Origin of the sequence: Candidatus Amarolinea dominans, from assembly GCF_016704685.1 — a bacterium.
In the GTDB taxonomy this organism is placed as follows: Bacteria; Chloroflexota; Anaerolineae; order SSC4; family Amarolineaceae; genus Amarolinea; species Amarolinea dominans.
Genome location: NZ_JADIZS010000082.1, coordinates 61,841 through 83,878, shown reverse-complemented (window position 1 = coordinate 83,878; position 22,038 = coordinate 61,841). Strand labels below are relative to the sequence as shown.

The following is a 22,038-nucleotide window of genomic DNA, read 5'->3' as shown; positions in this document are numbered from 1 at the left end:
AAACCGGGCTGGCTGCGCCACCTGTGGTAGACTGGCTTTAAGCGATGGCGTCGGGAGGGATGCCAGCGACGCTTGCACGGCGCTGTTATTCTCCAGCGGCGATTAGGGGCCAGAGGTGGGCGGCGTTGTGAGCATGGCAAGGTTTCAGTGACGGACAGGCAGAAGGCCGTCAGTTTGTGGTGTTGGGCGCTGGCCCGCCGGGTTGAGCGTGGCTTTGAACTGGACTCTCGTCTCGGCTAAAGCGGCCGCTTGTCCTTGAAAAGGGAGCGTAAAGTGGGCGGGGTTGGCGTTACGGGAATAGTACCACGGCTTTGCTCTTCGATATGGGCGGCCACCGTTTCTTCAGCAACACCCGTGGTCAACAAGCCTGCGCGAAACTTGGGTCAGGACTTCCTACACTGGCCATATTGTCGCATCTTCTACTGTCACTGCTTCTTTTTTTCCAGAACATCCACTCAAACTGGGCAAATGCGCTGTGGAACCTGGGGCCGCTGGAAGCGCTGCTGATCGTGCCTGTTACGCGCGCTGGCGGCTCCTTTCCCCTATCCACGTGAGGACACCTTCGAGGAGTGGTCACCAACCGGCTTTGACGGCGCTCACTGAGACCTTCTTCAAGACCTGCCACCGAGAAAAGTGTCGGGCATCTCATGCCGGGAGTTGAAGGCGAGTGGGCGGCGCAGCGCATCAGGAACCTATCGCTGCCGACCGCGCTCCTAAGCATGGTGGCTCCATCTCGGGTGGGACCGTGACCTCGTTGATCGAGGCGTTCGATTACGACGCGGCGTGGCCCCCGGTATGATGTGGCAGCCGCAGGCGCATGGCGCAGGCGGGCGGGGTCATCCTCCTGAACGCCGACGTACAGCAAGATCTTCACCAGGGGCGGGCGCATCAGCGGTGTATTGGTGGCCGCTAACGGGCAGAAACCCTGATCGGGGGCACCGATTTCATCTCCAGCATGCCGTTGAGCGAATTTCTGCGCAAGCCGAATTCGGCGCCGCCGGAGGTTAGGTGGCCGCAGCCGGCAGCCTCAAGTACCGTGACTTCCTGTTATAGTGGGCCTGATCTTAGCCGAAACCCAATCTGTTTCCGGAAACTGGATTTACATGCACGACCCAAGCGTGCGGGTGGGGGGCATTCAGAATTTTTCGGCATTGGTCGCCCGACATGGTGCCGGGGCCGGGCATGAGCAGCCTGGGCCTGGAATATTTCTGCAACGGGGGCGATGCGCTGTGGAACACGCCCGATGCGGGGCTGATTGATCTGGCAAAACGAGAGTTGGAGCAGAGCGGGCTGGTGCGCCAGGCCGATGTGGTGGATGGCTGCGTTTCGGGTGGAGAAGTCCTACCCGGTTTACGATAGTCGTTACCGTGATTGCCCTGGCGCAGGTGCGTGCATTCGTGGACAGCCTGCCGGAACTTTCAGCCCATCGGTCGCAATGGCCTGCATCGCTACAACAATCGGGATCACGCCATGTTGACCGGCAGCGCGCGCAACCTGGCCTGGGTGAGCGCAACGACCTGTGGCGCATCAACGCCGACCCGGAATATCATGAAGAGGCGCCAGGGCAGGGGCGGGTGACAAGCCGGCCGGTACGATCAGCGGCAACGCCGCGCGCGTCAGGGCTGACCGCCAGCCGCGGGGGGCGCCGGCCCGCCAGCCCGTGTCAGGATTGGGTGGCGATTGGCGGAGGTAAAGGTAAAGGTGCTGCGGCCCGGCTCGCTGCTGGCGGTGACCGTGCCGCCATGCGCCAGCGCCAGTTGTTTGACGATCGCCAGCCCCAGCCCGGCCCGGCCGGTCTGGCTGCTGTGCAGGCGGTCGGCGCGGTAGAAGCGGTCGAAGACGTGCGGCAGATGTTCGGGCGCGATGCCGCTACCGGTGTCATGCACCGCGACCCGCACGCTTGCTGCCTCAGGCTGCGCCGTCACCGTAATGACGCCGCCGGCCGGCGTGTGGGCAAAGGCATTCTGCAGCAGGTTACGCAGCACCTGTCCCACGCGCTCACGATCCGCGTCCACCTGGGGCAGATCGCTCGGCAGGTCCACCAACAGAGTGACACCCTTCCATCGGCTGGTGGCCGCAGCATCGCCCATCGCCTGCTCGACCAGCCCGACCAGCGCTACAGGCTGTCGCATCAGCGTCAGGCGTCCGGCTTCTGCCTGCGCCAACTCTTGCAGGTCGGCCACCAGGCGGCTGAGCAGCATCGTCTCCTCGTACAAGCTCGGTCCACCAACGCCCCATCAGTGCTCACCAGGCCATCGCGTGCTGCGTCCAAATAGCCGCGCAGATTGGCAACGGGGTGCGCAGGCTCATGCGCCACGTCGTTGACCATATTGCGCCGCAGTTGTTCCTGCTGGCTGAGGCTGCCAGCCATCGCGTTGAACGCATGCGCCAGTTGCCCGATTTCATCGTCGGTTTCAACTTTGCACCCGTGTACTGAGATCGCCCTTTTCCATGCGGCGGGCGGCGGTCGTCGAGCCTGCACCGGCCGCAAGATGCGACCGGATAGCACCAGCGTGACCGCCACCGCGGCCAGGCCGGCCAGCAGCGCACTCAGCAGCAGCGAGCGGTTGAGGCGGAGAGGAAGGCGGTATCGGCCTCGCGTGGGCCGGTCAGCGGGCCGAGGTAGAGGGAACCGGCGCGTGTGTGCCGGCAACCATGATCGCGGCCGGCGGCGGCCAGTTGCCATGCACCGGTTGACCGATCAGCGCCCGCTCAGAATCGGCCACCGCACGATCGCTGATCGGTCACCACGGCGTTCATCGGTGAACTGCGCCAGACGGTCCACTTCGGCCTGGGCGTCGCTCCAGCCCTGGTTGACCGTAAAGGAGCGTGCCAAAACGAAGGCGAAGCGCCGATTGGTCGAGGTGCCGCCGCTTTCAACGTAGCGTTGAAATTCACCGGTCGTGCGCTGGCGCCACAATGGCCGTCACGCTGATCGCAATCAGCACGACGAGGATGATGGCAAGCAGCAGACGCACGCGCAGGCTATGCAGCATGATGCCCCTCGAAGCGGTAACCAAAACCGGTACGGTCATAATAGGAGCGCAGCGTCCCCTGGCTGCGGCTCGATCTTGCGCCGCAAATTCATGATGTGTACGTCCACCGTGCGTTCGATCCCGTCCTAATCGAAACCAAAGGCACGATCGAGCAACTCCGAACGGCTGAACGCGGCCAGGTTCACGCACCAGTGTTTCCAGCAAGCGGAACTCTCCGGTGGGCGTCAGGCTGACCGGTTGCCCGTGCGCAGCCACCTCGCGCCGTACCAGGCTGATGGCCAGATCGCCAAAGTGCAGCTCGCCGTTCGTGTCATCATCGGGCAGGGTGCGCCGCAGCACGGCGCGAACCCGTGCCACCAGTGCACGTGGATTGAAGGGCTTGGTCAGGTAGTCGTCGGCGCCGAGGTTAAGGCCCAGGAGCTTGTCCTCATCGGTGGCGCGCGCGGTGAGCATGATAATCGGAACGCGTGAATCGGCCCGCAGCAGCCGGCAGACATCGGTGCCGTCCAGCTCAGGCAGAAACAGATCGAGCACGATCAGGTCGGGCTGCTGACTGCGAATCTCCAGCGCCTCCTGCCCGTCGAACGCCGGTAGGACGCGGTAGCCTTCCCTTCCTCAAATAGAGCGACACGAGCCGCACAATTTTTTGTCGTCATCAACAACCAGGATAGTTCGATTCATCATCTGGGACTTATTTCCGGATTCGTGTGGCGTGCGGGCTTTTTCGCCTGGAGTTGTCGTCGGGGTATCTGGGCGGTCAATACTGACAGGGGAGCGTAGCCAGTAGCCACGCCCCTGCGGTTTATGCGAACAATGGGATGTTTTGGCGACCCAACCGGTGTCAGGGCGTTCGGCAGGTCGCCTTTATCCGCTGACCTCGGTCAGGACGATGCCCGTGGCCGGAGCCAAAGGAGTGGTGGTTGACGGGGCAAACAGCCCGCCGCCAAAACCATGCATGCCGCCGCGGTGACCACGTCCGCCGGGGCCGCCCCTGGGCATGTAGCCCTGGGCCAACCCCTGCAGGAGCCAGTCAGCCTGCGCTTGCGTCATGGCGCCATCCTTGACAGCCTGCGCAATCTGATCCTTCATTGCCTGCGTGCGGGCAGCGTCAATCGCGTCCTGCACCTTCTGAATGTCCACACCCTGCGGGTTGCAACTTCCTGCAACGTCTTGCCGCTGTGCAGTTGTTCGAAGAGCTGCGTCGGCGTCAGATTGAGCGCCGCGGCCGTCGCATCGAAGGTGGCCGTGGAGCCATCACAGCCGAAGCCGAAGCCATGGCCAAATCTATAGCCGTTCGGCACGGTTGGGGTTGTCGCCGCCGGCGGGGTGACCGTCTGCGCCAGCGCCCCGCCTACCGTCACGGCGCCGATTGCCACGACGAGCGCCAAAACGCCCATCACCATCACGATTTTCTTGATCATCTATGAACCTCCTGGGTCATGTCTCTGAACGGAAGCGGTCGGGGAATCAGCAACCGTCAGTCCAAGTGTAGCAGGGGGGCTGTTAAGATTTGTAAAGGAAAAGTTGGGATGGTGTTGTATGCTGCAAGCGGAATAGACTTCACTTTTCCGCCTAAGGGGTCAGGCGCAATTCGTGCCCGCTTGCAGTATATGCTGCAAAAACATTTCCTCTGGACAACCTTGATTCATTGACCCAATTTTACCCCGCTCGCAAGCCCAGGTCAAGCTTTGCGAAAGCGAATTGGCAAGTTGGCAAGTTGGCAAGTTGGCAAGTTAGAAACCGGGACATTGACAGGGGCGCGTCACCGATGTTATACTGCGCCCAGGTTCCGTATCGGTTGCCCGCCTCTGTCCCGAAAGGAGAGATCTCATGAACCACCCATTATCTGCGAGTCGCCTGCTATCGGCTCTGTTTCTGCTGATGGCCGCGTGCCTGGCTGCAACAACCGGCTCACCACTGCGTTCGGCCGCCGCCCCTCCACCTCCGCCACACGTGCTGACGCCACCTCTGGAGGAAAGCCCGTTTCGCCACGGGTCCATCCGTCACAATGCCATCAGACGGCCTTCTACCTGATGATTTGACTGCCACCAGTAAAATCGTTTTTCAATCGTACCGCGACAACAATTGGGAAATCTACGTGGCGCGGGGCAATGGCGGCTATCCCGTGCGTCTGACCTGTGACGCGCCCCCCGACCTGGCGCCTCGCTTGAGTCCGGCCGCGCTGCAAGTCGCGTTCACGTCACGGCGCACCGGCACTTACGAAATTTTCGTGGCAAACGTGAACGGCAGCAACCTGCGGCAAGTCACGCCCAATGGTGGGGATGACGCGGGCGCAGCCTGGTCATTTGATGGAACTCGTTTTGTGTACGAGAGCTATGTCAACGGCCAGTGGGATGTATTTGTCATAAACGTAGATGGCAGCAACCCACAACGCCTGACCAATTCGCCAGACTACGATGGTACGGCCGCCTGGTCGCCTGATGGGACAAAAATCGCCTTCACATCGCGCCGAAGCGGCGAGCTGGGAGTCTGGGTGATGAACGCGGACGGCAGTGGGCAGACGCGGCTTTCGACACAGCCTTCGGCTGAAAATCCTGCCTGGTCGCCTGACGGGACGAGAATTGCCTATGACGCGGACAGCGACGACGATACCTGGCACGAAATCTGGGTCATGAATGCCAATGGCAGCAATCCACGGCGTCTGTATCGTCCTGAGGATGAGAAGACGGATGCCTGGGTTGGCAGTTGGTCGCCGGACGGTCGCTATATCGCTTTCATGTACATCTCCTGGATCGAATATGAGGGCCAATGGTATTGGACGAGTTCGCGCCTCAGGGCGCTGGATAGCGTTCAATTCTGGGCGCCGCCAACCGGTCTTGGCAGCGGTGATCGCGACTGGCGCCCCGGCTGGCAAGGGCTTGATCTGACCGCGCCCACGTCGAGCGTGCTGCCGCTTCCGTCACAATCCCCCTACGCGTTCACCGTTCGCTGGTCTGGCAGCGATCAAGGCCGCTCGGGCATCTTGAACTACGTGGTACAGGTGAAGGATAATGACAATGGGTGGAATGTCTGGCAAGACAGGGTAACAGCCACGTCGGCTGTTTTTCATCGGGGACGGCGGTCATGTGTATAGTTTCCGCAGCCAGGCGAACGATCGTGCTGAAAATGCCGAAGACTGGCCGATCATGCCCGACGCAATCACAACGGTAGAAGCATTGGCGCCAGTCACTTCCGTTGATCCCCTACCCGTTTACCGGCGCAATGGTAGTGTCATTAGCTGGAGCGGCACTGATCCGGGAGGCTCTGGAATTCATACGTACGATGTCCAGTATCAATTGCTGAGCCATTCCGATGAATCGCTTAGTCCGGATGCATGGACTAACTGGCTGGTTGGCACAACAAGCCCCGCAACGTTATTCACCGGAATACCTGGTCGAACCTATGCGTTTCGCTCGCGCGGGCTTGATCGCGCGCACAACCAGGAAGAATGGCCTCCAGGAAACGGCGATGCAAGTACAACGATGTACACGTGGGCAATCATCGGCACAGTAAAAGACAACCGTGGTGTGCCGATCGTTAACGCAACGATCACAACCATGCCCAGGGCGTTCAGAGGATTCGTTAGTGATGAAAACGGTCGCTTTCAAACCTATGTTGACGAAACCAATCCATTATATGCCGTTTCGTGGAATAAGGCGGATTATGGTGTCCTGCCAACCACCAATTACAACAGTTTTCGCGATGTCACACTCGAAGCGATATTGCCACCGCCCGACCAATCCTTGGGCAATGGAAGTTTCGAGGCGCAAAATCTGGCGCCCTGGCAAACTTCGACAGAGTTGCCCGCTGCGTTAGCGTCACAGCAGCACATCGGGGAGAAAGCCGCCCTATTGGGCTGCTCGCCTTTACAACTCTCGGCTCCCCACCGCATCTCTGCAAACTCCGCAAACCCAGCGTACCCATCTATGGAGATGGACAGCAGTGGTGTCCTACACGTCGTGTGGATGGAAAGTGCCAATTCTATCAGCGAGGTCTCTTATGTACAGCGTCGTCCAGATGGTTCATGGTCAACCGTAACTAATGTCTCAAATACACCGGGATCAGCACTGCAGCTACAAATGGCACTCGATCATCACGGTGGTACCCACGTTGTCTGGACTGAGGCCGCAAATAATCGAGTCACAATTTATTATAAAGCCAGATCCCCGGCGGGTGTCTGGGGTGCCACAGAGAACGCATTGCTAGCCGCGAACCTGCCCGATGCCTCATCGCCGCAGTTGGCAGTGGCGCCCAATGGAACGATCCATCTGGTGTGGTTTTCCAGCACCACTACTTACAATGATGCCTTCTATGCCTATCGTGGTACGGACGGCGGCTGGTCTGCTGTTCAGAATATCTCTCAGACATATGGGTCTGGACATGAGATGAAGATCGCGTTGGCGGCGAATGGCTCTCTCCATGTTGCGTGGAATGACACTGGTGAGAGTGGTTATTTTTCTGTTTATTATCGCCAGCGACGCAGCGATGGGCAGTGGCTGCCAGTGCAAAAAGTGTCAACGAATTCGATGTCACATGCCCATCCCTTTGATATGTCGGTTGATTTTGAGACAACAGTCCACCTTGTGTGGGCGCAGAGCGGGGCAATCTCGCTATACACGAAACGCTGGGTTAACCAGGATTGGCTACCGCCAGTCGCAATCACAAATGCAACGGTGATGTCTTATCCTGCCATTGTAGCCGATCGGTCCGGCGTCGCTCATGTCGTTTGGCCTAGCTCTAATAATGGGGTGTTCAGAGTGTATTACATGCGCCAGGATGGTGCGAACTCGTGGACTACGCCGGTTGCGATTTCCGAATCACAACCGGTTGACTACTTTCCTATTGGCATCACGCAAGATCAACAGGATCATCTCCATGTCATTTGGTTGGGGAGTTTCGCAGACACTTTGCATCTTTATTACGTGCGACAGGATGATGAAGGGGCTTGGGCCGCGCCGCTCGCAGCGTCACCTGGCAATTATGACGTCAGAGAGCATGTGCTAAGGATAGATTCGTCAGGTGCAGCTAACCTTGTTTGGTCGGATAGTTTACAGAACGACCTGTTTTACACGGGCGCGCCTCTCGCCACTCAGACCGGTAATGCCACCCTGAGCCAGACGGTTACGGTGCCTGTCACCATGACGACAGCGACGCTTTCGTTCTTCTACAAATTGGGCGCGACGGCGCCGGCCGGAGATCGTTGGCTAAGTGTAACGGCCAACGATGGCATCAACACCACAACGATCTTCTCGACAACCAACCCCGCCGCCGAGTGGACTCATCGCTGGTTTGGCCCTTTGCCCTGGACCGGCAAGACCGTCACGCTGAGCTTCAATCTGCACGAAACCGCCGGTCGGCCCTGCGCGTGGGCTTACCTGGACGACGTGAGTCTCGGCTCAGCCTACCCCGATCTGTGGCTTAGCCTGGCAGGCCCTGCCAGCACAACCCCAGGCGCCACGTTGATTTACACCATGACCTACGGCAACCGCGGCGGCGCCACAGCCGCCGGCGTGACGATAAGCGACACGCTGCCCGCCGGCCTGACCTTCATTCGTGCCAACCCGCCGCCGAACGCAGGGACGCCCGCGCTGACCTGGAATCTCGGCAACCTGGCGGCGCGCAGCGGACCGTTCACGATCATGATTGAAGCGCGGGTGCCCCCCACCGCTACTACGGGTAGCCTGATCAACCTCGCGACCGCGGCTACCATCACGCCGGAGATCGAGCGGGACAACAACACCGCGACGACGACGACCGCGCTGACCAGCAAGGCCTTTCTACCAATCTACGTGCGCACCAGGCGATAGATTCCAACGCTAGCCACGCCAGCCAATACGCCCTTCTATCAAATGACGGTTGAGCCCCCGACTCAGCCGTCGCGTCCCTTCTCCTTCTCCCCTTCTCCCTTCTCCCTTCTCTTCTCTTCTCCCCTTCCCTTCTCCCCTTCTCCCCTTCTCCCCTTCTCCCCTTCTCCCCTTCTCCCCTTCTCCCCTTCTCCCTTTCTCCCCTTCTCCTCTGCTATGGTATAATAGCGCCGTTGCCTGCCCATCCCTGTTGCTCTATTGAACTAATGGATACTGGATTCTCCTTTTTCTTCCCACGCTTGCTGGCCGTAGCGGCCCTGGTTGCGGCTAACGGCTTCTTTGTCGCGGTTGAATTTGCCCTGGTGACGGCGCGCCGCGGGCGGCTGGAGGCTCAGGCGGGCGCCAATAATGAGGCTGTGCGCACGGTGTTGAAGATGCAGAACGATACCGATCTCTACATCGCCGCTGCGCAGCTCGGCATCACGATTGCCAGCCTGGCCCTGGGCTGGATTGGCGATGTCACCATCGCGCAGATGGTCGAGCCTGGAATCTCGCGCCTGGTTGGCGCACGTTGGGGCGAAGGCGTCGCCATCGGCATCGGCACGGTGGTCTCGTTTTCCCTGGTGACCTTCATCCACATCGTGCTCGGCGAACAGGCGCCCAAAACCTTTGCCATTCGCAACCCGGAACGCGCCGCGTTGATGTCTGCCCGCATCATGGACGCATTCACGCGCATCTTTCGTCCTGTCATCTGGCTGCTGGACGGCGCCACCACGCTGGTGCTACGTCTCTTTGGCGTCGCAGGCGCCAGCGGGCATCACTCGGTCTACTCGGCGGACGAGCTAAAAATGCTGGTGCGCGAGAGCCAGGCTGAGGGCGTGCTGGAACAGACGCAAGAAGAGATGCTGGTGCGCGTGTTCGAGTTTGGCGAACGCGATGTCAGTGAGGCGATGATCCAGCGTACCGACATCGTGGGCATCGAACGGGCCGCCACGCTCGATGATCTGTTGCACGTCTTCAGCGTCGCGCGCCACTCCCGCTTCCCGGTCTACGGTGGCGACCTGGACAACATCGTGGGGGTGGTGGCGATGAAAGATGTCCTGATGGCCCTGGCCGCGGGGCCGCAGGCACGCACGCGCACCCTGGCCGAACTGGGCATCATCCATCCGGCCCACTTTGTCCCTGACAGCCGCAAAGTAGGTGACCTGTTCAACGAGATGCGCAAACAGAAAATTGGCATGGCGATTGTGATTGACGAATACGGCGGCACGGCCGGCATCGTCACCGTGGAAGAGTTGGTGGAAGAGGTGGTGGGCCGAGTCACCGATGAGTGGGTGACGGACGAGTCCACCGTCGTCACGGTGGCCGCAGGCGTGTTCGAGGTCAGTGCGCAGGCGCGCGTGGACGACATCAACGCCCAGTTGGGACTCGACCTGCCGGAGCTGGACGACTACGAGACACTGGCCGGCTTCATCCTCTATCAGTTGCACCACATTCCGCACGCCGGCGAGGAAATCAGCTACGACAACGTACACTTCACCGTCCTGCAGATGCGCGGGCCGAAGATCGAGAAGGTGCGCGTAGCGAGACAATAGCAGGTGGAATGATGTTATCAACCAGAGAAGAACAACGAGTTGTCTTGTACGCGACCACGGATGAGCCGACCGTGTCGAGCAGCGTAACGCCGGATACGCCGTTGAGTGAGTTGAATCTGAACTGGCACGAGCGTGATTTACCCGAAAAATTGCGTACGCGCCATGTTCATCGCCTGCATCCCTATCTCGGTAAATACATCCCGCAATTGGTCGAGGTATTTCTCAGAAAGTATTTCAGCCCAGGGCAGACAGTGCTCGATCCATTTTCAGGTTCAGGCACCACGTTGGTGCAGGCCAACGAGCTGGGCGTCAACGCCATTGGCTATGACGTCTCGGCTTTCAATGCGCTCCTGGCCACAGCAAAAACCAAGCATTACGATCTGAAAATTGTGCGCCAGGAGATCCTGGACATTCTGAACGCTTCACAACAGGTCACTCAGACCAGCAGCTTGCAGCTCTCCTTGTGGAGCGCAACTGGCAACGGTAACGGACATGGGCCGGTTTCATCCAGTGGCTATCTTCAGCGCTGGTTTGCGCCGCAGGCGCTAAAAGAATTGCTGGCTTACCGCGATCTGATTCAGAATTATCGGAATCAGGAGATTCTGAAAATCATCCTTTCACGGTCGGCACGGTCGGCGCGGTTGACTACTCATTTCGACCTGGATTTTCCGAAGGCTCCACAGACAGAGCCGTACTGGTGCTACAAGCACAGCCGCACCTGTATGCCCACAACGACGGCCTATCAATTCTTGAAGCATTACAGCCTGGACACCATAGCTCGATTAGAGGAATTCGCGGGCCAACGTACCGACGCAACTGTGATCATCAAGCACGAAGATAGCCGGTTGGCCGATATTCCTCCTATAGATGGTGTCATTACCAGCCCACCGTATGTCGGCTTGATTGATTATCACGAACAGCATCGCTATGCCTATGAACTGCTCCGACTTCAGGATAAGAGTGAGTCAGAAATTGGCGCGGCTAAGCGAGGCTCCAGTCAAAAGGCGCAACGCACCTACCAGGAGTCCATTGCAGAGGTTTTCCGCCGCGCTTGTGGAGCCATGCCGGCAGGTGGTATCTTGATCGTCGTGGCCGGCGACAAATTCGGGCTGTATGATGAAATTGCCAGGCTGTGTGGGGTTGAAGTCGAGGCCGTGCTCAAGCGCCATGTGAACCGCCGTACCGGACGACGATCGAGCGAATTCTACGAATCGGTGTTTGTGTGGCGAAAACCGTGAGCCCAATGAATCCATGGAGCCATAGATGAACTCAACCACGCGCCAGGCAGTCTATGACCTGTTAAAGAGCTTTGCACAGCAATCGGTAAAGCGGTATGGTCCTCAAGACATCGAAGAGCTCAAACAGGCTCACCCATTTCACAAACTGTTCCTGAACGATGCGGGTCTGATCGCAGCCAAACGTGAGCGTTCTGCCGTTACGAGAATGGGGATGTTCCTATTCCCACGCCTGGCTAAATCCATTGCAAGTGAACGCTATCAGCAAGTGATATTGGAACATAAAATGCAGGGGCTTATTGCTAAGTCTACGGTAGATGCGATTGCAAGAATTGCCCGCGAGCTGCGATCAGGTCAACGTCGCCCCAATCACGCGGCTGAGTTGGCCGAGGTGCTGCATGTTGATGATCACGGCGACCAGGAAATGGTGAGCGTGCGAGTCATCGCGGACATTTTTATCGGCGATTTCGAAAGAGGCCCACTGTTCGTTGAGATCAAGACACCCAAGCCGAACCTGGACATCGGCTCCGCAACCAAACAGAAGATACTGACTTTTCTGGCGTTGCGCGCCAGGGATAACCCACAAGCCTACGTGGCCTTTCCGTACAACCCCTATCCGACGCGAGCAGATTACAGCCACAGCCTCACCAAGAAGATCATGGATGTGCGGGATGAAATACTGATTGGGGAGGAATTCTGGGATACAATAGGCAGCACGGGAACATTCGATCAACTGCTTGAAGTGATCGAGGAAGTGAGCAGTGTTCTGCGCAAAGAGCGCGAGCTGTAGGAATCCGACCAGCGTCTGCAGGCGACCGAATCCAGAGGAGACTCTTATGAAACCATTGGACATCATTGGACATCAATGAAGTGCAAGCCTTTACTGAGCAGCGCATCGCCGATTGGGATCAGCGTCGAATCGGAATGCTCAACATGCTGAGTCTTGACACGTTGCTGTCGCCGCACCCCTACTCCTTCGTGACTGAACGGTCACGATCGGCGGGAGATGTCATCAGCATGGCGCTTGACGCTGCGCAAGCGGCTCACGAACGAGAGACACTCGCCGAATGGCTGTTCGATTTGGCAGTGTTCGTAGCCGACAGCACGGGCCAGGGACGACCATCGGCTGTACCGGGTATTGATCTGGAGTGTTCCAGCAACGGTATCTCATTCCTGGTAAGCATCATGCCGTACTGCACTGCTGACAGTGACCTGCAAATCCGGGTTCGTGAACAGGCCCTACGCCAGGCGACGACTGGCCGGGACGCAATCAGGGTGCAGCCGACAATCGGAATCTGCATCGGTAAGGCGGAAACCAGTTACCAACGGGGTTATCTCAAGGTCGTCGGTTCAGATTTTTGGCGCCTCATCGGCGGCGATGAAGATCTCTATCGCGCCATCGTCCAGCCAATTGCAGCTCAAGTCAAAACGTGTCGAGGATCATTCGCCCAAGAGCACGCCCGTATCGTGAACCGTTTCACCCACCAATTCATCGAACGCTTCTGCGACGAAAGCGGCGCGATTGATTGGGTGAAACTGGTGGAGTTCAACAGCGGTAATTTCGACGCCCGTGTACCGGGTGCATGAATCGAACATTCCAACCTGCGAGGAGAGAGCTATGTCCATCGTTCGTATCGAGAACTTGAAAGACCACGTCGGCGCGGCGGTCACGCTGCGCGGCTGGCTGTATAACAAGACCGACAAGGGCCGCCTGCAGTTCCTGCAGGTGCGTGACGGCAGCGGCATTTGCCAGGCCGTGGTCTTCAAGAAGAATGTCAGCGAGGCCGTGTTCGACGCGGCGCGGCGCCTGACGCAGGAGTCCTCGCTGATCGTCAGCGGCACGGTGCGCGCCGAAGAACGTGCGCCCGGCATCCCCGGCGGCTTCGAGCTGGATGTGACCGACCTGGAGGTGGTTCAGATTGCGGCCGATTACCCCATCAGCCCCAAGGAGCACGGCGTCGAGTTCCTGATGGACAACCGCCATCTGTGGCTGCGCTCCAGCCGCCAATGGGCCATCATGCGCGTGCGCGCGACCATCATCAAGGCCATCCGCGCCTGGCTGGACGACCACGGCTTCATGCTGGTGGACACGCCCATCCTGACGCCGGCGGCCGGCGAGGGCACGACGACCCTCTTCGAGATTGACTTTCACGGCACGCCGGCCTTCCTGGCGCAGACCGGCCAGCTCTACAACGAAGCCAACATCTTCGCGTTCGGCCCGGTCTACTGCTTCGGCCCTACTTTCCGCGCGGAAAAGAGCAAGACGCGGCGCCATCTGCAGGAGTTCTGGATGGTGGAGCCGGAGATTCCCTTCTGCAAGCTGGAAGAACTGCTGGAGATCGAAGAACAGTTTGTCAGCTACATCGTGCGGACGGTGCTGGCAGAGCGCGCCGTCGAGCTAAAGGTGTTGGAGCGCGACATCAGCCATCTGCAAAAGGTGACGGCGCCGTTCGAGCGCCTGCACTACGATGAGGCCGTGGCTATGATCAACGCGGCCGCGGCGCAGGGCGTCACCGTGCCGCCCAACGATGATCCGCTGACCACCATTGCCTGGGGCGACGACTTCGGCGCGCCGCACGAAACCTACCTGACGATGCAGTTCGAGAAGCCGGTCTTCGTGCATCATTTCCCCACCGAGGTCAAGGCGTTCTACATGGAACCGGAGCCGGACCGGCCGGAGGTCTGCCGCAGCGCCGATCTGCTGGCGCCTGAGGGCTACGGCGAGATCATCGGCGGCAGCGAGCGCATGAGCGATCCGGCCAAGCTGATGGCCGCCATCGAGAAGCACAAGCTGCCGGCCGACGCCTATGACTGGTACATCCAACTGCGCCAGTTCGGCTCCGTACCCCACAGCGGCTTTGGCCTGGGCGTCGAGCGCACCGTCGCCTGGATTTGCGGCCTCGATCATGTGCGCGAGACCGGCGCCTTCCCCCGCATGTTGAACCGCTTGCAACCGTAGGCTCTTGACACCAGGTTTTTGATTTTGCCCTTCATCGTTGTTTTCCTGCTGGCGTTTGGATTATCCCTGCTGCTGACACCGCTGGCGCGGCAGTGGGGATTGCGCCTGGGCCTGGCCGATGCGCCGGCCCCGCGCCGCGTGCATACCGGCACGCTGTCACGCCTGGGCGGCGTGGCGCTCTACCTGGCCTTCACCCTGACGGTCCTGGCGACGCTGGCTTTCCCCGCCTTCTTCCCGGCCAGCCGCGATCCGAACGAAGCGACGCGACTCATTGGCCTGCTCATCGGCAGCACGGTCGTGGTCATCTTTGGTCTGCTCGATGACCGCCTGCAGTTGCCGGCCTGGCCCCAGGCGCTGGTGCAGGTCGTGGCCGGGCTGATCGGCATCGCCAGCCTGATCTTCATCAAGCATGTCAACAACCCGTTCACCAATCAGCCCTTTGGCGGCGCGGACGGCTTTGCCTGGCCCATCGTCTGGCTGCTGACCCTCTTCTGGTTTGCCGGCATGATGAACACCGTCAACTGGCTGGACGGTCTCGACGGCCTGGCCGCGGGCGTGGCTGCCATCTTTTGCCTGGTGGTGGCCGGCCACATGCTCCTGCGCGCCGAACCGCCGCAAACCAGTGTGGCGCTGCTGCCGCTGGCCCTGCTGGGCGCGGTGCTGGGCTTTCTGCCCTACAACTTCAACCCGTCCAGCGTCATCATGGGCAGTTCGGGCGCTTTCTTTCTCGGTTTTGCGCTGGCTGCCCTCGGCATCATGGGCGGCGCGCGTGTCGCCACGGTGCTGCTAGTGCTCGGCCTGCCCATCCTGGATGTCGCCTGGCTGATCTGGCGCCGCGTGCGCAGCGGCCGCTCGCCCTATCACTCCTCACGCGATCACCTGCACCACCGCCTGCTCGACCTGGGCTTCAGTCAGCGCCAGATCGTACTCGCCTACTACGCCTTCTGCGCCCTCTTTGGCGGCCTGGCGATTTTCATCAACTCGCGGCTCACCAAGCTGCTGGCCCTGGGCATCCTGGGCCTGCTCGCCTTCGCCGTCCTCTGGTGGGCCGCCGCGGCCCGGCCAGACTCCGCTCCCGGCTCACACACGGACACAGGGACACAAAAATAACTCCTGCCTTCGTGTCTTGGTGTGAGGCCTCTCAATTGCCGGCCAGGTACGCGATGAGTCGCGGTAGATGGCTGCGCAGAATCTCCGGTTGGGACAGAAACGAGAGGACGAGGCCTGGCGTGGGCAGATCGTAGTACCAGCCGGGATGAGTCAGGATGCCCGTTTCCAGGAGCAGATCGAGCGCCAGGTGCTCGTCGCTGCTGGTCAACCGGCTCACATCGAGCGTGAGGTAGAATCCCCCGGCCGCGGGTGTGAGATGGAAATGGTCCGCGCCGGCCAGCAGTTCATGGGCCAGGGCGGCCCGCTCTGCAATCTGCCGGCGGTAGTCGGCCAGGAACGCCTGCCCCTGCGTGAGCAGATCGGCCGCGGCCCATTGAATCCATTCGTGCGTCGCCAGGAAGGTGTCGGCGATGGTTTCCAGGGCGGCCACCGCGGTCCTGACCAGCGCCGCTTCCCCGCTGACCGCGATCCAGCCCAGCTTGGCGCCCGGCAGCGCCAGCATCTTGGAGAAGCCGTTCAGCGTGAAGACCAACGGCGCCGCATGGTTGGCCGGCCGCTGGTGTTGACCGGCGCCGAAGATGAATTCGCAGAAGACCTCATCCGCGATGATGGGCAGGCGGTGCAGGGCCGCCAGTGCCACCAGCGCCTCGACCTCGGCCGCGCTCGCGACATGGCCGGTGGGGTTGTGCGGCGAAATCAGCACGATGGCGCGGGTGTTGGGCGTGATGGCCGCGGCCAGCCCGGCGATGTCAATCTCCCAGCCTGCGGCGGACCGCACCAGCGCATAGGGCGTCAGGGTCACGCGGCACAGGCTGGCGATGAATTCGAACAGGGGATAGGACGGCTGCGGCGTCAGGATCTCCTGGCCGGGGTCCGCCAGGAGTTGAAAGAGGTACCAGTAGGATTGACTCGTGCCCGGGGTGAGCAGGATGTGTTCCAGGTCGAAGGTCGCACCCTGGGTCGCGTAGTAGGCGCTGATGGCTGCGCGGCCGGCCGCCTGCCCCTTGGGATCAGGGCGATAGACGGCCGCCGCGACCTGCGCCTTTGCCAGCGCGGCCTGCAGGGTGGCCGCAGGGAAGTGCAGGCCGTGCTGCGTCGGATTGCCGTTGATCAGATCAATCAGCGGGCGACCCGACGCCCTGACCCGGGCTTGCGCCTGGGTCAGGGCGTTGGCAGAGCCGGTGAAGTGCGCGACCATGCCGGAGAAGACGCTCACGCGCCGGCCAGCACCATCTGGAAATCAAACTCCAGCTTGATGGTGTCCTGCACGCTGAGCACGACCGGCACCCGCGGCTGCGTCAGGTTGAAATCCTTGAACGTGAAGCTGGTTGTAGCCGTGCCAGAGAGTTGATCGCCGTCGCGCGTGATGGTGATTTGCCAGGTGACCGGCCGTGTGACATCGCGGATGGTCAGATCGCCGCTCAGCTCGAACGTGCCCTGGCCTGACGCGGGCAGGGGTGCCGGCAGGCCAGTGGCCGCCGTCGGCACGAAGACGGCCGTGGGGAAGGGGCTGGTCTGCAGCACATTGTTGGCCACGAAGCCATCGCGGCGGCTGGAATCGCTCTTCAGGCCCTGCAGGTTGATCTCGAAGCGTGACTGCGCTGACATCAGCGTGCCATCGGCAGCAACCGTCAGCGTGCCGCTGACGTCCTTCGTGGCGCCGATGGCGTCGCCAGGCAGATCGCGATTGACCAATTGTTCGCGCACCCGGTAACGAGCCTCACTGGCGTCCGCCACGGTGACGAAGCGGAAAACATCCGCAGCGCCGGGCGCCGGCACGGGGGTATTCGCAGCGGCCGGCGCCAGGGTGGGCGCCGGCGCGGGGGTGTTCGCAGCGGCTGGCGTCAGGGTGGGCGCCGGCGCGGGGGTGTTCGCAGCGGCCGGGGTGGCGGCGGGAGTGGCGCCAGCGCAGCTGCTGATGACAAGGCTCAGCAAAACCAGCAGCAGGCCGAGGGCTAATTTTCGTTGCATTTCTGTCTCCTATCAGTATCTACTTCATCTACTTCATCTACTTCGCTGTCCATTGGACGGTCAGTCATGATAAAGAGCGGTCGCCGGTTTGACTGTAAGGCGCCTCTGCAAGTTACCAACTTTTTGGAAAGTTGGTAACTTCTGCAAGTTGGCAACTTCTTTGAGGCCGGGTATACTTAGGCCGCTCCCTGACCTTTCCCCTTTTCCCCCCTAAGACAACGGATGGATCGGCACAACATGGCACATGTCGCGCCCCGGCTGCGGGCGAGCAGAGCGATTGAAATCGCGCCTAATGGGCGTTCCGCCGGGCGTCCACCTGCGTGGACGCGATGCGGGTCGGCGCAGGCCGACCTGGCGGCGGCACGCCCTTGCGCCCCGAATTCATTCGGCGGCTGCCGCCGGCGCCAGATGCCTGGGCAGTTACATTTCCTCCTGCTCTTGACGCTGTTCTTCTCCCTGCTCAGTCCGGCGCCGACTCTGGCCGCGCCCGGGCAGGCTGAGACCGATGTCCAGAAGCTGCTCAAGCGCATGACCAACGGCCAGAAGGTGGGGCAGTTGTTCCTGGTCAGTTTTCAGGGCAGCGACGCCGGGGCTGATTCGCAAATTGCCGAGTTGATTCGCGACTACTACGTGGGCGGCGTGCTGCTCACCGCGGAGAATTTGCCGCCGACCGGCGCCAACCCGGCGGCCGTGGCCGGCCTGAGCAATCAATTGCAGGCGCTGGCCTTCAACCAGCCGCTGCCGCCGGCAGACGCCACAGCGACGCCGGTCATCACCGCCACCGTGCGCCCACCCAAACCGGCCGAGCCAGAAGAGAGCGTGGTGCGCATCCCCCTCCTCATCGGCGTGACGCACGAAGGCAACGATTTTCCCTACACCTGGCTGCGCAACGGTTTTACGCCGCTGCCCGATGCCATGGCGATTGGCGCCACCTGGCATCCTGCCAATGCCGAGGCGGTCGGCCAGATCGTGGGGCGAGAACTGGCGGCCGTCGGGGTCAACTTTCTGCTCGGGCCTTCGCTCGACGTGTTGGACAATCCACGCGGCGGGCGCGAGGGTGACTTGGGCGTGCGTGTCTTTGGCGGCGACCCGTACTGGGTGGGGCGCATGGGCCAGGCCTACATCCAGGGCGTACACATCGGCAGCAATCAACGGGTGCTCACCGTAGCCAAGCACTTCCCCGGGCAGGGAAGCAGCGATCGCCGGCCAGAAGAAGAAGTGGCGACGGTCCAGAAGCCGTTGGCCGCCCTGCAGCAGGTGGAACTACCGCCCTTTGCTGCGGCCACGCGCTTGGACGCGCACCAGGTCTTTTCACCCACCGAGGCGTTGATGTCATCACACATCCGCTACCGGGGCTTTCAGGACAACACCCGCCAACTGACGCCACCCATCAGCCTGGCGCCACAACTGCAGACCATCATGAACCTGCCGGAGTTCAAGCCCTGGCGCAGCGCGGGCGGCCTGCTGGTCAGCGACAGCCTGGGCGTGCCTGCGGTGCGTCGCTACTACGATGCCCAATTGCTGAAATTCCCGCAGCGCCAGATCGCCCTGGACGCGTTCACAGCCGGCAATGACCTGCTGACGCTGACCAATTTTGCCCTGACCAGCGACAACCGCGAACAATTGGCCAACATCAAAGACACCATCCTCTTCTTTCGCGAGAAATACGACAGCGACACCGACTTTCGTACACGGGCCGATGCCGCGGTGACCCGTATTCTGAGTATGAAGCTCAAGCTCTATCGTCAATTCAGCACAGACAACGTGCTGGTAGATGCGACCGCCGCCACCGCGCAGGTGGGGCTTGACCGCACCGTGGTGGCGCAGATTGCCAAAGAGAGCATCACCCTGCTCTACCCTGGCCCCCAGGAGCTGGCCGATCGGGTGCCTACATCGCCCCTGACCGATGAAAAACTGGTGATTTTCAGCGATAGCCGGGTCGTACAGGACTGCGCCGCGTGCGCGCCCTTCGTGCCCGTGCCAGTGAACGCCCTGCAAGAAATCGTGCTGCGCTTGTACGGCCCGCAGGCCACCGGCCAGGTGCAGCCCGCTAACGTCACCAGCTTCAGCTTCGAGCAGCTCAAGGCCGTGCTCGACGGTAAGGCAGCCGCCACGGATGCCGCCTCGGTCGAAGGCTCGGTGCGCACGGCAGCGTACCTGATTTTTGCCATGCTCGACGTTGCGCCCACCGAAGTCCCTGCTTCCGACATGGTCAAGGCCTTCTTGCGCCAGCGCTCCGACAGCTTGCGCGATAAGAAGATCATCATCCTGGCCCTCAACGCACCGTATTACCTGGATACCACGGAAATCAGCAAGCTCACCGCCTATTACGGCGTCTATGCCAGCACGCAACCATTCCTGGAGGCGGCCGTGCGCGCGCTCTTCCGTGAGTTTACGCCGCCGGGCGCCTCGCCGGTCAGCGTGCCGGGTACCAACTACGATTTGCAGGCGCGGCTGGAACCTGACCCGGCCCAGGTCATCTCCATCGAACAGTTTTCCGCGCAAACCGGCAACGACGACGCCGGCAACCCGGCGTCCGAGCCGATCCCGGTCAACGTGGGTGACACGCTGCAACTGGCGAGCGGCATCATCCGCGACCGCAATAGCAATGCGGTGCCTGATGGCACACCCGCCACCTTCCGCCTGTTCTACGCCAGCGAGGCGCTGGAACTACCGCGCCAGGAAGTGACCACGATCAACGGCGTGGCGCGCGCCAGCGTCAAGCTCGAACGCACAGGCGAGTTGCGCATCACGATGAGCGCGGGCAGCGCCAAAGAGTCTACCACGCTCCTGGTCACCATCCAGGGCGATTCGCCGGCGCGCATCGCCACCGTGGTGCCCACGCCGACCGCCACCCCCACCGACACCCCCACGCCCACGCCAACCTGGACGCCTCTGCCCACGCCGACCAACACCCCCGAGCCAACCGCCGTGCCCGGATTCGCCAACACCAATCCGAGCGCGCGGGTTGACCTGTTTGCCTTCATCCTGGGCCTGCTGGGCGTCGCGGCCGCCGGCGGGTTGATCTATTTCACACAGGCTAACCGCGACCGGCGCACACCAGACGACATCGTACGCCTGCTGGGCTGGGCCGCGGTGTGCGGCCTGGCCGCGTATGTGCTCTACAGCCTGGGCTGGCTGCCCGGCGCCACCTGGTTGCAGCACAGTCTGCGTCCCTGGGGCGCGCCGATGATCACCTTTGTCAGCGGCCTGCTGCCGCTGGCCGCGTTGATCTGGCGCGAGACCAACGCCGCTGTGCATGAAAAGGAGCTGCTCAGCGAGGGGACGGAAAACGAGAAACAATCAAGGTAGAACCGGGGCCAGAAGGGTGACAACGAGGGCTACGACGGCCAGGCCAAGCGCGGCGCCAATCAGCCAACTGTTGGCTTGCACCGCCAGATCCCAGGCGGCCAGGGAATCGGTGCGCAGGCTGGCCGAGTGAAAGACGGGATCGAACAACGCCCGGCGCACATCGGTCACCGTGGCCGGCCGGTCGTTGGGATGCATCGCCATGCAGTGCATCACCGCCTGCTCAGTGGTGGCAGAGACGGCCGGGTTGAGACTGCGCATCGGCGCCAGGCTGCCCGGTTTGAGGAAGCGCTGCTTGGCGTCGGCCGGCGGCTGACCGGTCAGCAGATGATAGAGCGTGGCGCCGATGGCGTAGATGTCAGAGCGCACATCGGTATAGCCGGTGTCGCCCCCGTATTGCTCCAGCGGCGTGTACTGCACGGTGCCACGGCCCTGCACCACCGTCACGGTGCGGCTGTCATCGGCCAGCAGCAGCTTGACCAGGCCAAAATCCACCAGTTTGATCGCGCCGCGCGGCGTCAGCTTGATGTTGGACGGCTTGATGTCGCGGTGCAGCACGGGCGAAGGTTGACTGTGCAGGTATTCCAGGGCATCGAGCAGTTGGCCCATCCAGCCCAGCACCTGCTCTTCGCTCAGGAAGTGATCCTGGCGGCGGGCTTCTTTCACCAGGTCGTGCAGGTCGCGCCCCGGCACGAAATCCATGACCAGGTATTCGCGGCCGCGTGTGGTAAAATAGTCAGAGACTTTGGGCAGATTGGGATGATCGAGGCTGGCCAGGGTGCTCGCCTCGCGGTAGAACTGTTCGGAGGCCTGCTCGAAAAGGTCGTCGCCTTGATCCGGCACCACTTCCTTGATGGCGCACAGGCGACCTTTCAGGCGCAGGTCTTCGGCTTTGTAGACCGCGCCCATGCCGCCTTGCCCGACCAATTCGAGAACCTTGTAGCGGTTGTAGAGAACCGTGCCGTTCGTCAGGGTTTTGCTCATGCGTGCATTACAGAGTGCTGAAAAGTTGCTGAATCAAGCTGAACACCACCGCGCCGCGCCAGGCCAGGCCTGGCG

Annotated in this window: 20 protein-coding genes; 10 read left to right on the top strand and 10 right to left on the bottom strand. The window is 61.3% G+C overall.

Features of this window, described 5'->3' with window-relative positions; genetic code table 11:
* Window positions 1-1,164 precede the first annotated feature (1,164 nt).
* Window positions 1,165-1,359: a hypothetical protein gene (locus IPF85_RS28035; protein ID WP_343411344.1), complete on the top strand. Its 195-nt coding sequence runs from the start codon at window positions 1,165-1,167 to the stop codon at window positions 1,357-1,359.
* A 257-nt stretch (window positions 1,360-1,616) separates the two neighbouring features.
* Here IPF85_RS28035 and IPF85_RS28030 read toward each other — a convergent pair whose 3' ends face one another.
* The 6 genes from IPF85_RS28030 to IPF85_RS28005 all read right to left on the bottom strand — a co-directional run bounded on the left by IPF85_RS28030 (window position 1,617) and on the right by IPF85_RS28005 (window position 4,417).
* Window positions 1,617-2,201, bottom strand: coding sequence for an ATP-binding protein (locus IPF85_RS28030; protein WP_343411343.1), 585 nt, complete (start codon window positions 2,199-2,201; stop codon window positions 1,617-1,619).
* Window positions 2,138-2,653 (bottom strand): HAMP domain-containing protein, encoded by a 516-nt coding sequence (locus IPF85_RS28025; RefSeq protein ID WP_343411342.1) that lies wholly within the window; start codon window positions 2,651-2,653, stop codon window positions 2,138-2,140. Before IPF85_RS28025 ends, IPF85_RS28030 begins: the two co-directional genes overlap by 64 nt.
* Window positions 2,654-2,701: 48 nt before the next feature.
* Window positions 2,702-2,920 carry a hypothetical protein gene (locus IPF85_RS28020; RefSeq protein ID WP_343411341.1) on the bottom strand — a complete coding sequence of 73 codons (219 nt, stop codon included), beginning with the start codon at window positions 2,918-2,920 and terminating at the stop codon, window positions 2,702-2,704.
* On the bottom strand, window positions 2,895-3,557 hold the full coding sequence (locus IPF85_RS28015) for a response regulator transcription factor (protein WP_343411346.1): 663 nt from the start codon (window positions 3,555-3,557) through the stop codon (window positions 2,895-2,897). Before IPF85_RS28015 ends, IPF85_RS28020 begins: the two co-directional genes overlap by 26 nt.
* Window positions 3,558-3,860: 303 nt before the next feature.
* Window positions 3,861-4,085, bottom strand: coding sequence for a hypothetical protein (locus IPF85_RS28010; RefSeq protein WP_343411340.1), 225 nt, complete (start codon window positions 4,083-4,085; stop codon window positions 3,861-3,863).
* Complete coding sequence (locus IPF85_RS28005) at window positions 4,082-4,417, bottom strand: hypothetical protein (protein ID WP_343411339.1); 336 nt, start codon at window positions 4,415-4,417, stop codon at window positions 4,082-4,084. The genes IPF85_RS28010 and IPF85_RS28005 overlap by 4 nt, the downstream gene beginning before the upstream one ends.
* Window positions 4,418-5,004: 587 nt before the next feature.
* Between IPF85_RS28005 and IPF85_RS28000 the strand changes: the two genes are divergently transcribed.
* Window positions 5,005-6,090, top strand: a complete 1,086-nt coding sequence (locus tag IPF85_RS28000; protein ID WP_343411338.1) for a hypothetical protein — start codon at window positions 5,005-5,007, stop codon at window positions 6,088-6,090.
* Window positions 6,083-8,803 carry a hypothetical protein gene (locus IPF85_RS27995; RefSeq protein WP_343411337.1) on the top strand — a complete coding sequence of 907 codons (2,721 nt, stop codon included), beginning with the start codon at window positions 6,083-6,085 and terminating at the stop codon, window positions 8,801-8,803. The genes IPF85_RS28000 and IPF85_RS27995 overlap by 8 nt, the downstream gene beginning before the upstream one ends.
* Before the next feature lie 62 nt (window positions 8,804-8,865).
* Here IPF85_RS27995 and IPF85_RS27990 read toward each other — a convergent pair whose 3' ends face one another.
* Complete coding sequence (locus IPF85_RS27990) at window positions 8,866-9,045, bottom strand: hypothetical protein (RefSeq protein WP_343411336.1); 180 nt, start codon at window positions 9,043-9,045, stop codon at window positions 8,866-8,868.
* A gap of 21 nt (window positions 9,046-9,066) precedes the next feature.
* Here IPF85_RS27990 and IPF85_RS27985 point away from each other — a divergent pair, with 21 nt between their 5' ends.
* From IPF85_RS27985 to IPF85_RS27960, 6 genes are all read left to right on the top strand, one after another.
* On the top strand, window positions 9,067-10,395 hold the full coding sequence (locus tag IPF85_RS27985; RefSeq protein ID WP_343411335.1) for a hemolysin family protein: 1,329 nt from the start codon (window positions 9,067-9,069) through the stop codon (window positions 10,393-10,395).
* Window positions 10,396-10,439: 44 nt separating this feature from the next.
* Window positions 10,440-11,633 carry a DNA methyltransferase gene (locus tag IPF85_RS27980; RefSeq protein ID WP_343411334.1) on the top strand — a complete coding sequence of 398 codons (1,194 nt, stop codon included), beginning with the start codon at window positions 10,440-10,442 and terminating at the stop codon, window positions 11,631-11,633.
* Between the two features lie 25 nt (window positions 11,634-11,658).
* Window positions 11,659-12,420 (top strand): TdeIII family type II restriction endonuclease, encoded by a 762-nt coding sequence (locus IPF85_RS27975; protein WP_343411333.1) that lies wholly within the window; start codon window positions 11,659-11,661, stop codon window positions 12,418-12,420.
* 65 nt (window positions 12,421-12,485) lie between these two features.
* A complete protein-coding gene (locus IPF85_RS27970; protein ID WP_343411332.1) occupies window positions 12,486-13,217 on the top strand; it encodes a PmeII family type II restriction endonuclease in 732 nt (243 codons plus the stop codon).
* A 31-nt stretch (window positions 13,218-13,248) separates the two neighbouring features.
* Entirely contained in the window at window positions 13,249-14,589 is a 1,341-nt protein-coding gene (gene asnS, locus IPF85_RS27965) for an asparagine--tRNA ligase (protein ID WP_343411331.1), read from the top strand.
* A 24-nt stretch (window positions 14,590-14,613) separates the two neighbouring features.
* Window positions 14,614-15,699: an MraY family glycosyltransferase gene (locus IPF85_RS27960; protein ID WP_343411330.1), complete on the top strand. Its 1,086-nt coding sequence runs from the start codon at window positions 14,614-14,616 to the stop codon at window positions 15,697-15,699.
* Between the two features lie 31 nt (window positions 15,700-15,730).
* On the opposite strand, the gene IPF85_RS27955 is transcribed toward IPF85_RS27960, so the two are convergent.
* Window positions 15,731-16,915 carry a pyridoxal phosphate-dependent aminotransferase gene (locus tag IPF85_RS27955; RefSeq protein ID WP_343411329.1) on the bottom strand — a complete coding sequence of 395 codons (1,185 nt, stop codon included), beginning with the start codon at window positions 16,913-16,915 and terminating at the stop codon, window positions 15,731-15,733.
* Window positions 16,912-17,670 (bottom strand): YceI family protein, encoded by a 759-nt coding sequence (locus tag IPF85_RS27950; protein ID WP_343411328.1) that lies wholly within the window; start codon window positions 17,668-17,670, stop codon window positions 16,912-16,914. Before IPF85_RS27950 ends, IPF85_RS27955 begins: the two co-directional genes overlap by 4 nt.
* A 408-nt stretch (window positions 17,671-18,078) precedes the next feature.
* Between IPF85_RS27950 and IPF85_RS27945 the strand changes: the two genes are divergently transcribed.
* A complete protein-coding gene (locus IPF85_RS27945; RefSeq protein ID WP_343411327.1) occupies window positions 18,079-20,982 on the top strand; it encodes a glycoside hydrolase family 3 N-terminal domain-containing protein in 2,904 nt (967 codons plus the stop codon).
* Here IPF85_RS27945 and IPF85_RS27940 read toward each other — a convergent pair.
* Window positions 20,974-21,963 carry a serine/threonine-protein kinase gene (locus IPF85_RS27940; protein WP_343411326.1) on the bottom strand — a complete coding sequence of 330 codons (990 nt, stop codon included), beginning with the start codon at window positions 21,961-21,963 and terminating at the stop codon, window positions 20,974-20,976. The genes IPF85_RS27945 and IPF85_RS27940 overlap by 9 nt on opposite strands.
* Between the last annotated feature and the right edge of the window lie 75 nt (window positions 21,964-22,038).

What these genes read in the sequence shown, in the direction of transcription:
- IPF85_RS28035 (WP_343411344.1), top strand. Translation starts at nt 1,165, where the DNA reads ATGGTGCCGGGGCCGGGCATGAGCAGCCTGGGCCTGGAATATTTCTGC.
- IPF85_RS28030 (WP_343411343.1), bottom strand. Translation starts at nt 2,201, where the DNA reads ATGCTGCTCAGCCGCCTGGTGGCCGACCTGCAAGAGTTGGCGCAGGCA.
- IPF85_RS28010 (WP_343411340.1), bottom strand. Translation starts at nt 4,085, where the DNA reads ATGAAGGATCAGATTGCGCAGGCTGTCAAGGATGGCGCCATGACGCAA.
- IPF85_RS28005 (WP_343411339.1), bottom strand. Translation starts at nt 4,417, where the DNA reads ATGATCAAGAAAATCGTGATGGTGATGGGCGTTTTGGCGCTCGTCGTG.
- IPF85_RS28000 (WP_343411338.1), top strand. Translation starts at nt 5,005, where the DNA reads ATGCCATCAGACGGCCTTCTACCTGATGATTTGACTGCCACCAGTAAA.
- IPF85_RS27990 (WP_343411336.1), bottom strand. Translation starts at nt 9,045, where the DNA reads ATGGGCAGGCAACGGCGCTATTATACCATAGCAGAGGAGAAGGGGAGA.
- IPF85_RS27985 (WP_343411335.1), top strand. Translation starts at nt 9,067, where the DNA reads ATGGATACTGGATTCTCCTTTTTCTTCCCACGCTTGCTGGCCGTAGCG.
- IPF85_RS27975 (WP_343411333.1), top strand. Translation starts at nt 11,659, where the DNA reads ATGAACTCAACCACGCGCCAGGCAGTCTATGACCTGTTAAAGAGCTTT.
- asnS (WP_343411331.1), top strand. Translation starts at nt 13,249, where the DNA reads ATGTCCATCGTTCGTATCGAGAACTTGAAAGACCACGTCGGCGCGGCG.
- IPF85_RS27950 (WP_343411328.1), bottom strand. Translation starts at nt 17,670, where the DNA reads ATGCAACGAAAATTAGCCCTCGGCCTGCTGCTGGTTTTGCTGAGCCTT.
- IPF85_RS27945 (WP_343411327.1), top strand. Translation starts at nt 18,079, where the DNA reads ATGCCTGGGCAGTTACATTTCCTCCTGCTCTTGACGCTGTTCTTCTCC.
- IPF85_RS27940 (WP_343411326.1), bottom strand. Translation starts at nt 21,963, where the DNA reads ATGAGCAAAACCCTGACGAACGGCACGGTTCTCTACAACCGCTACAAG.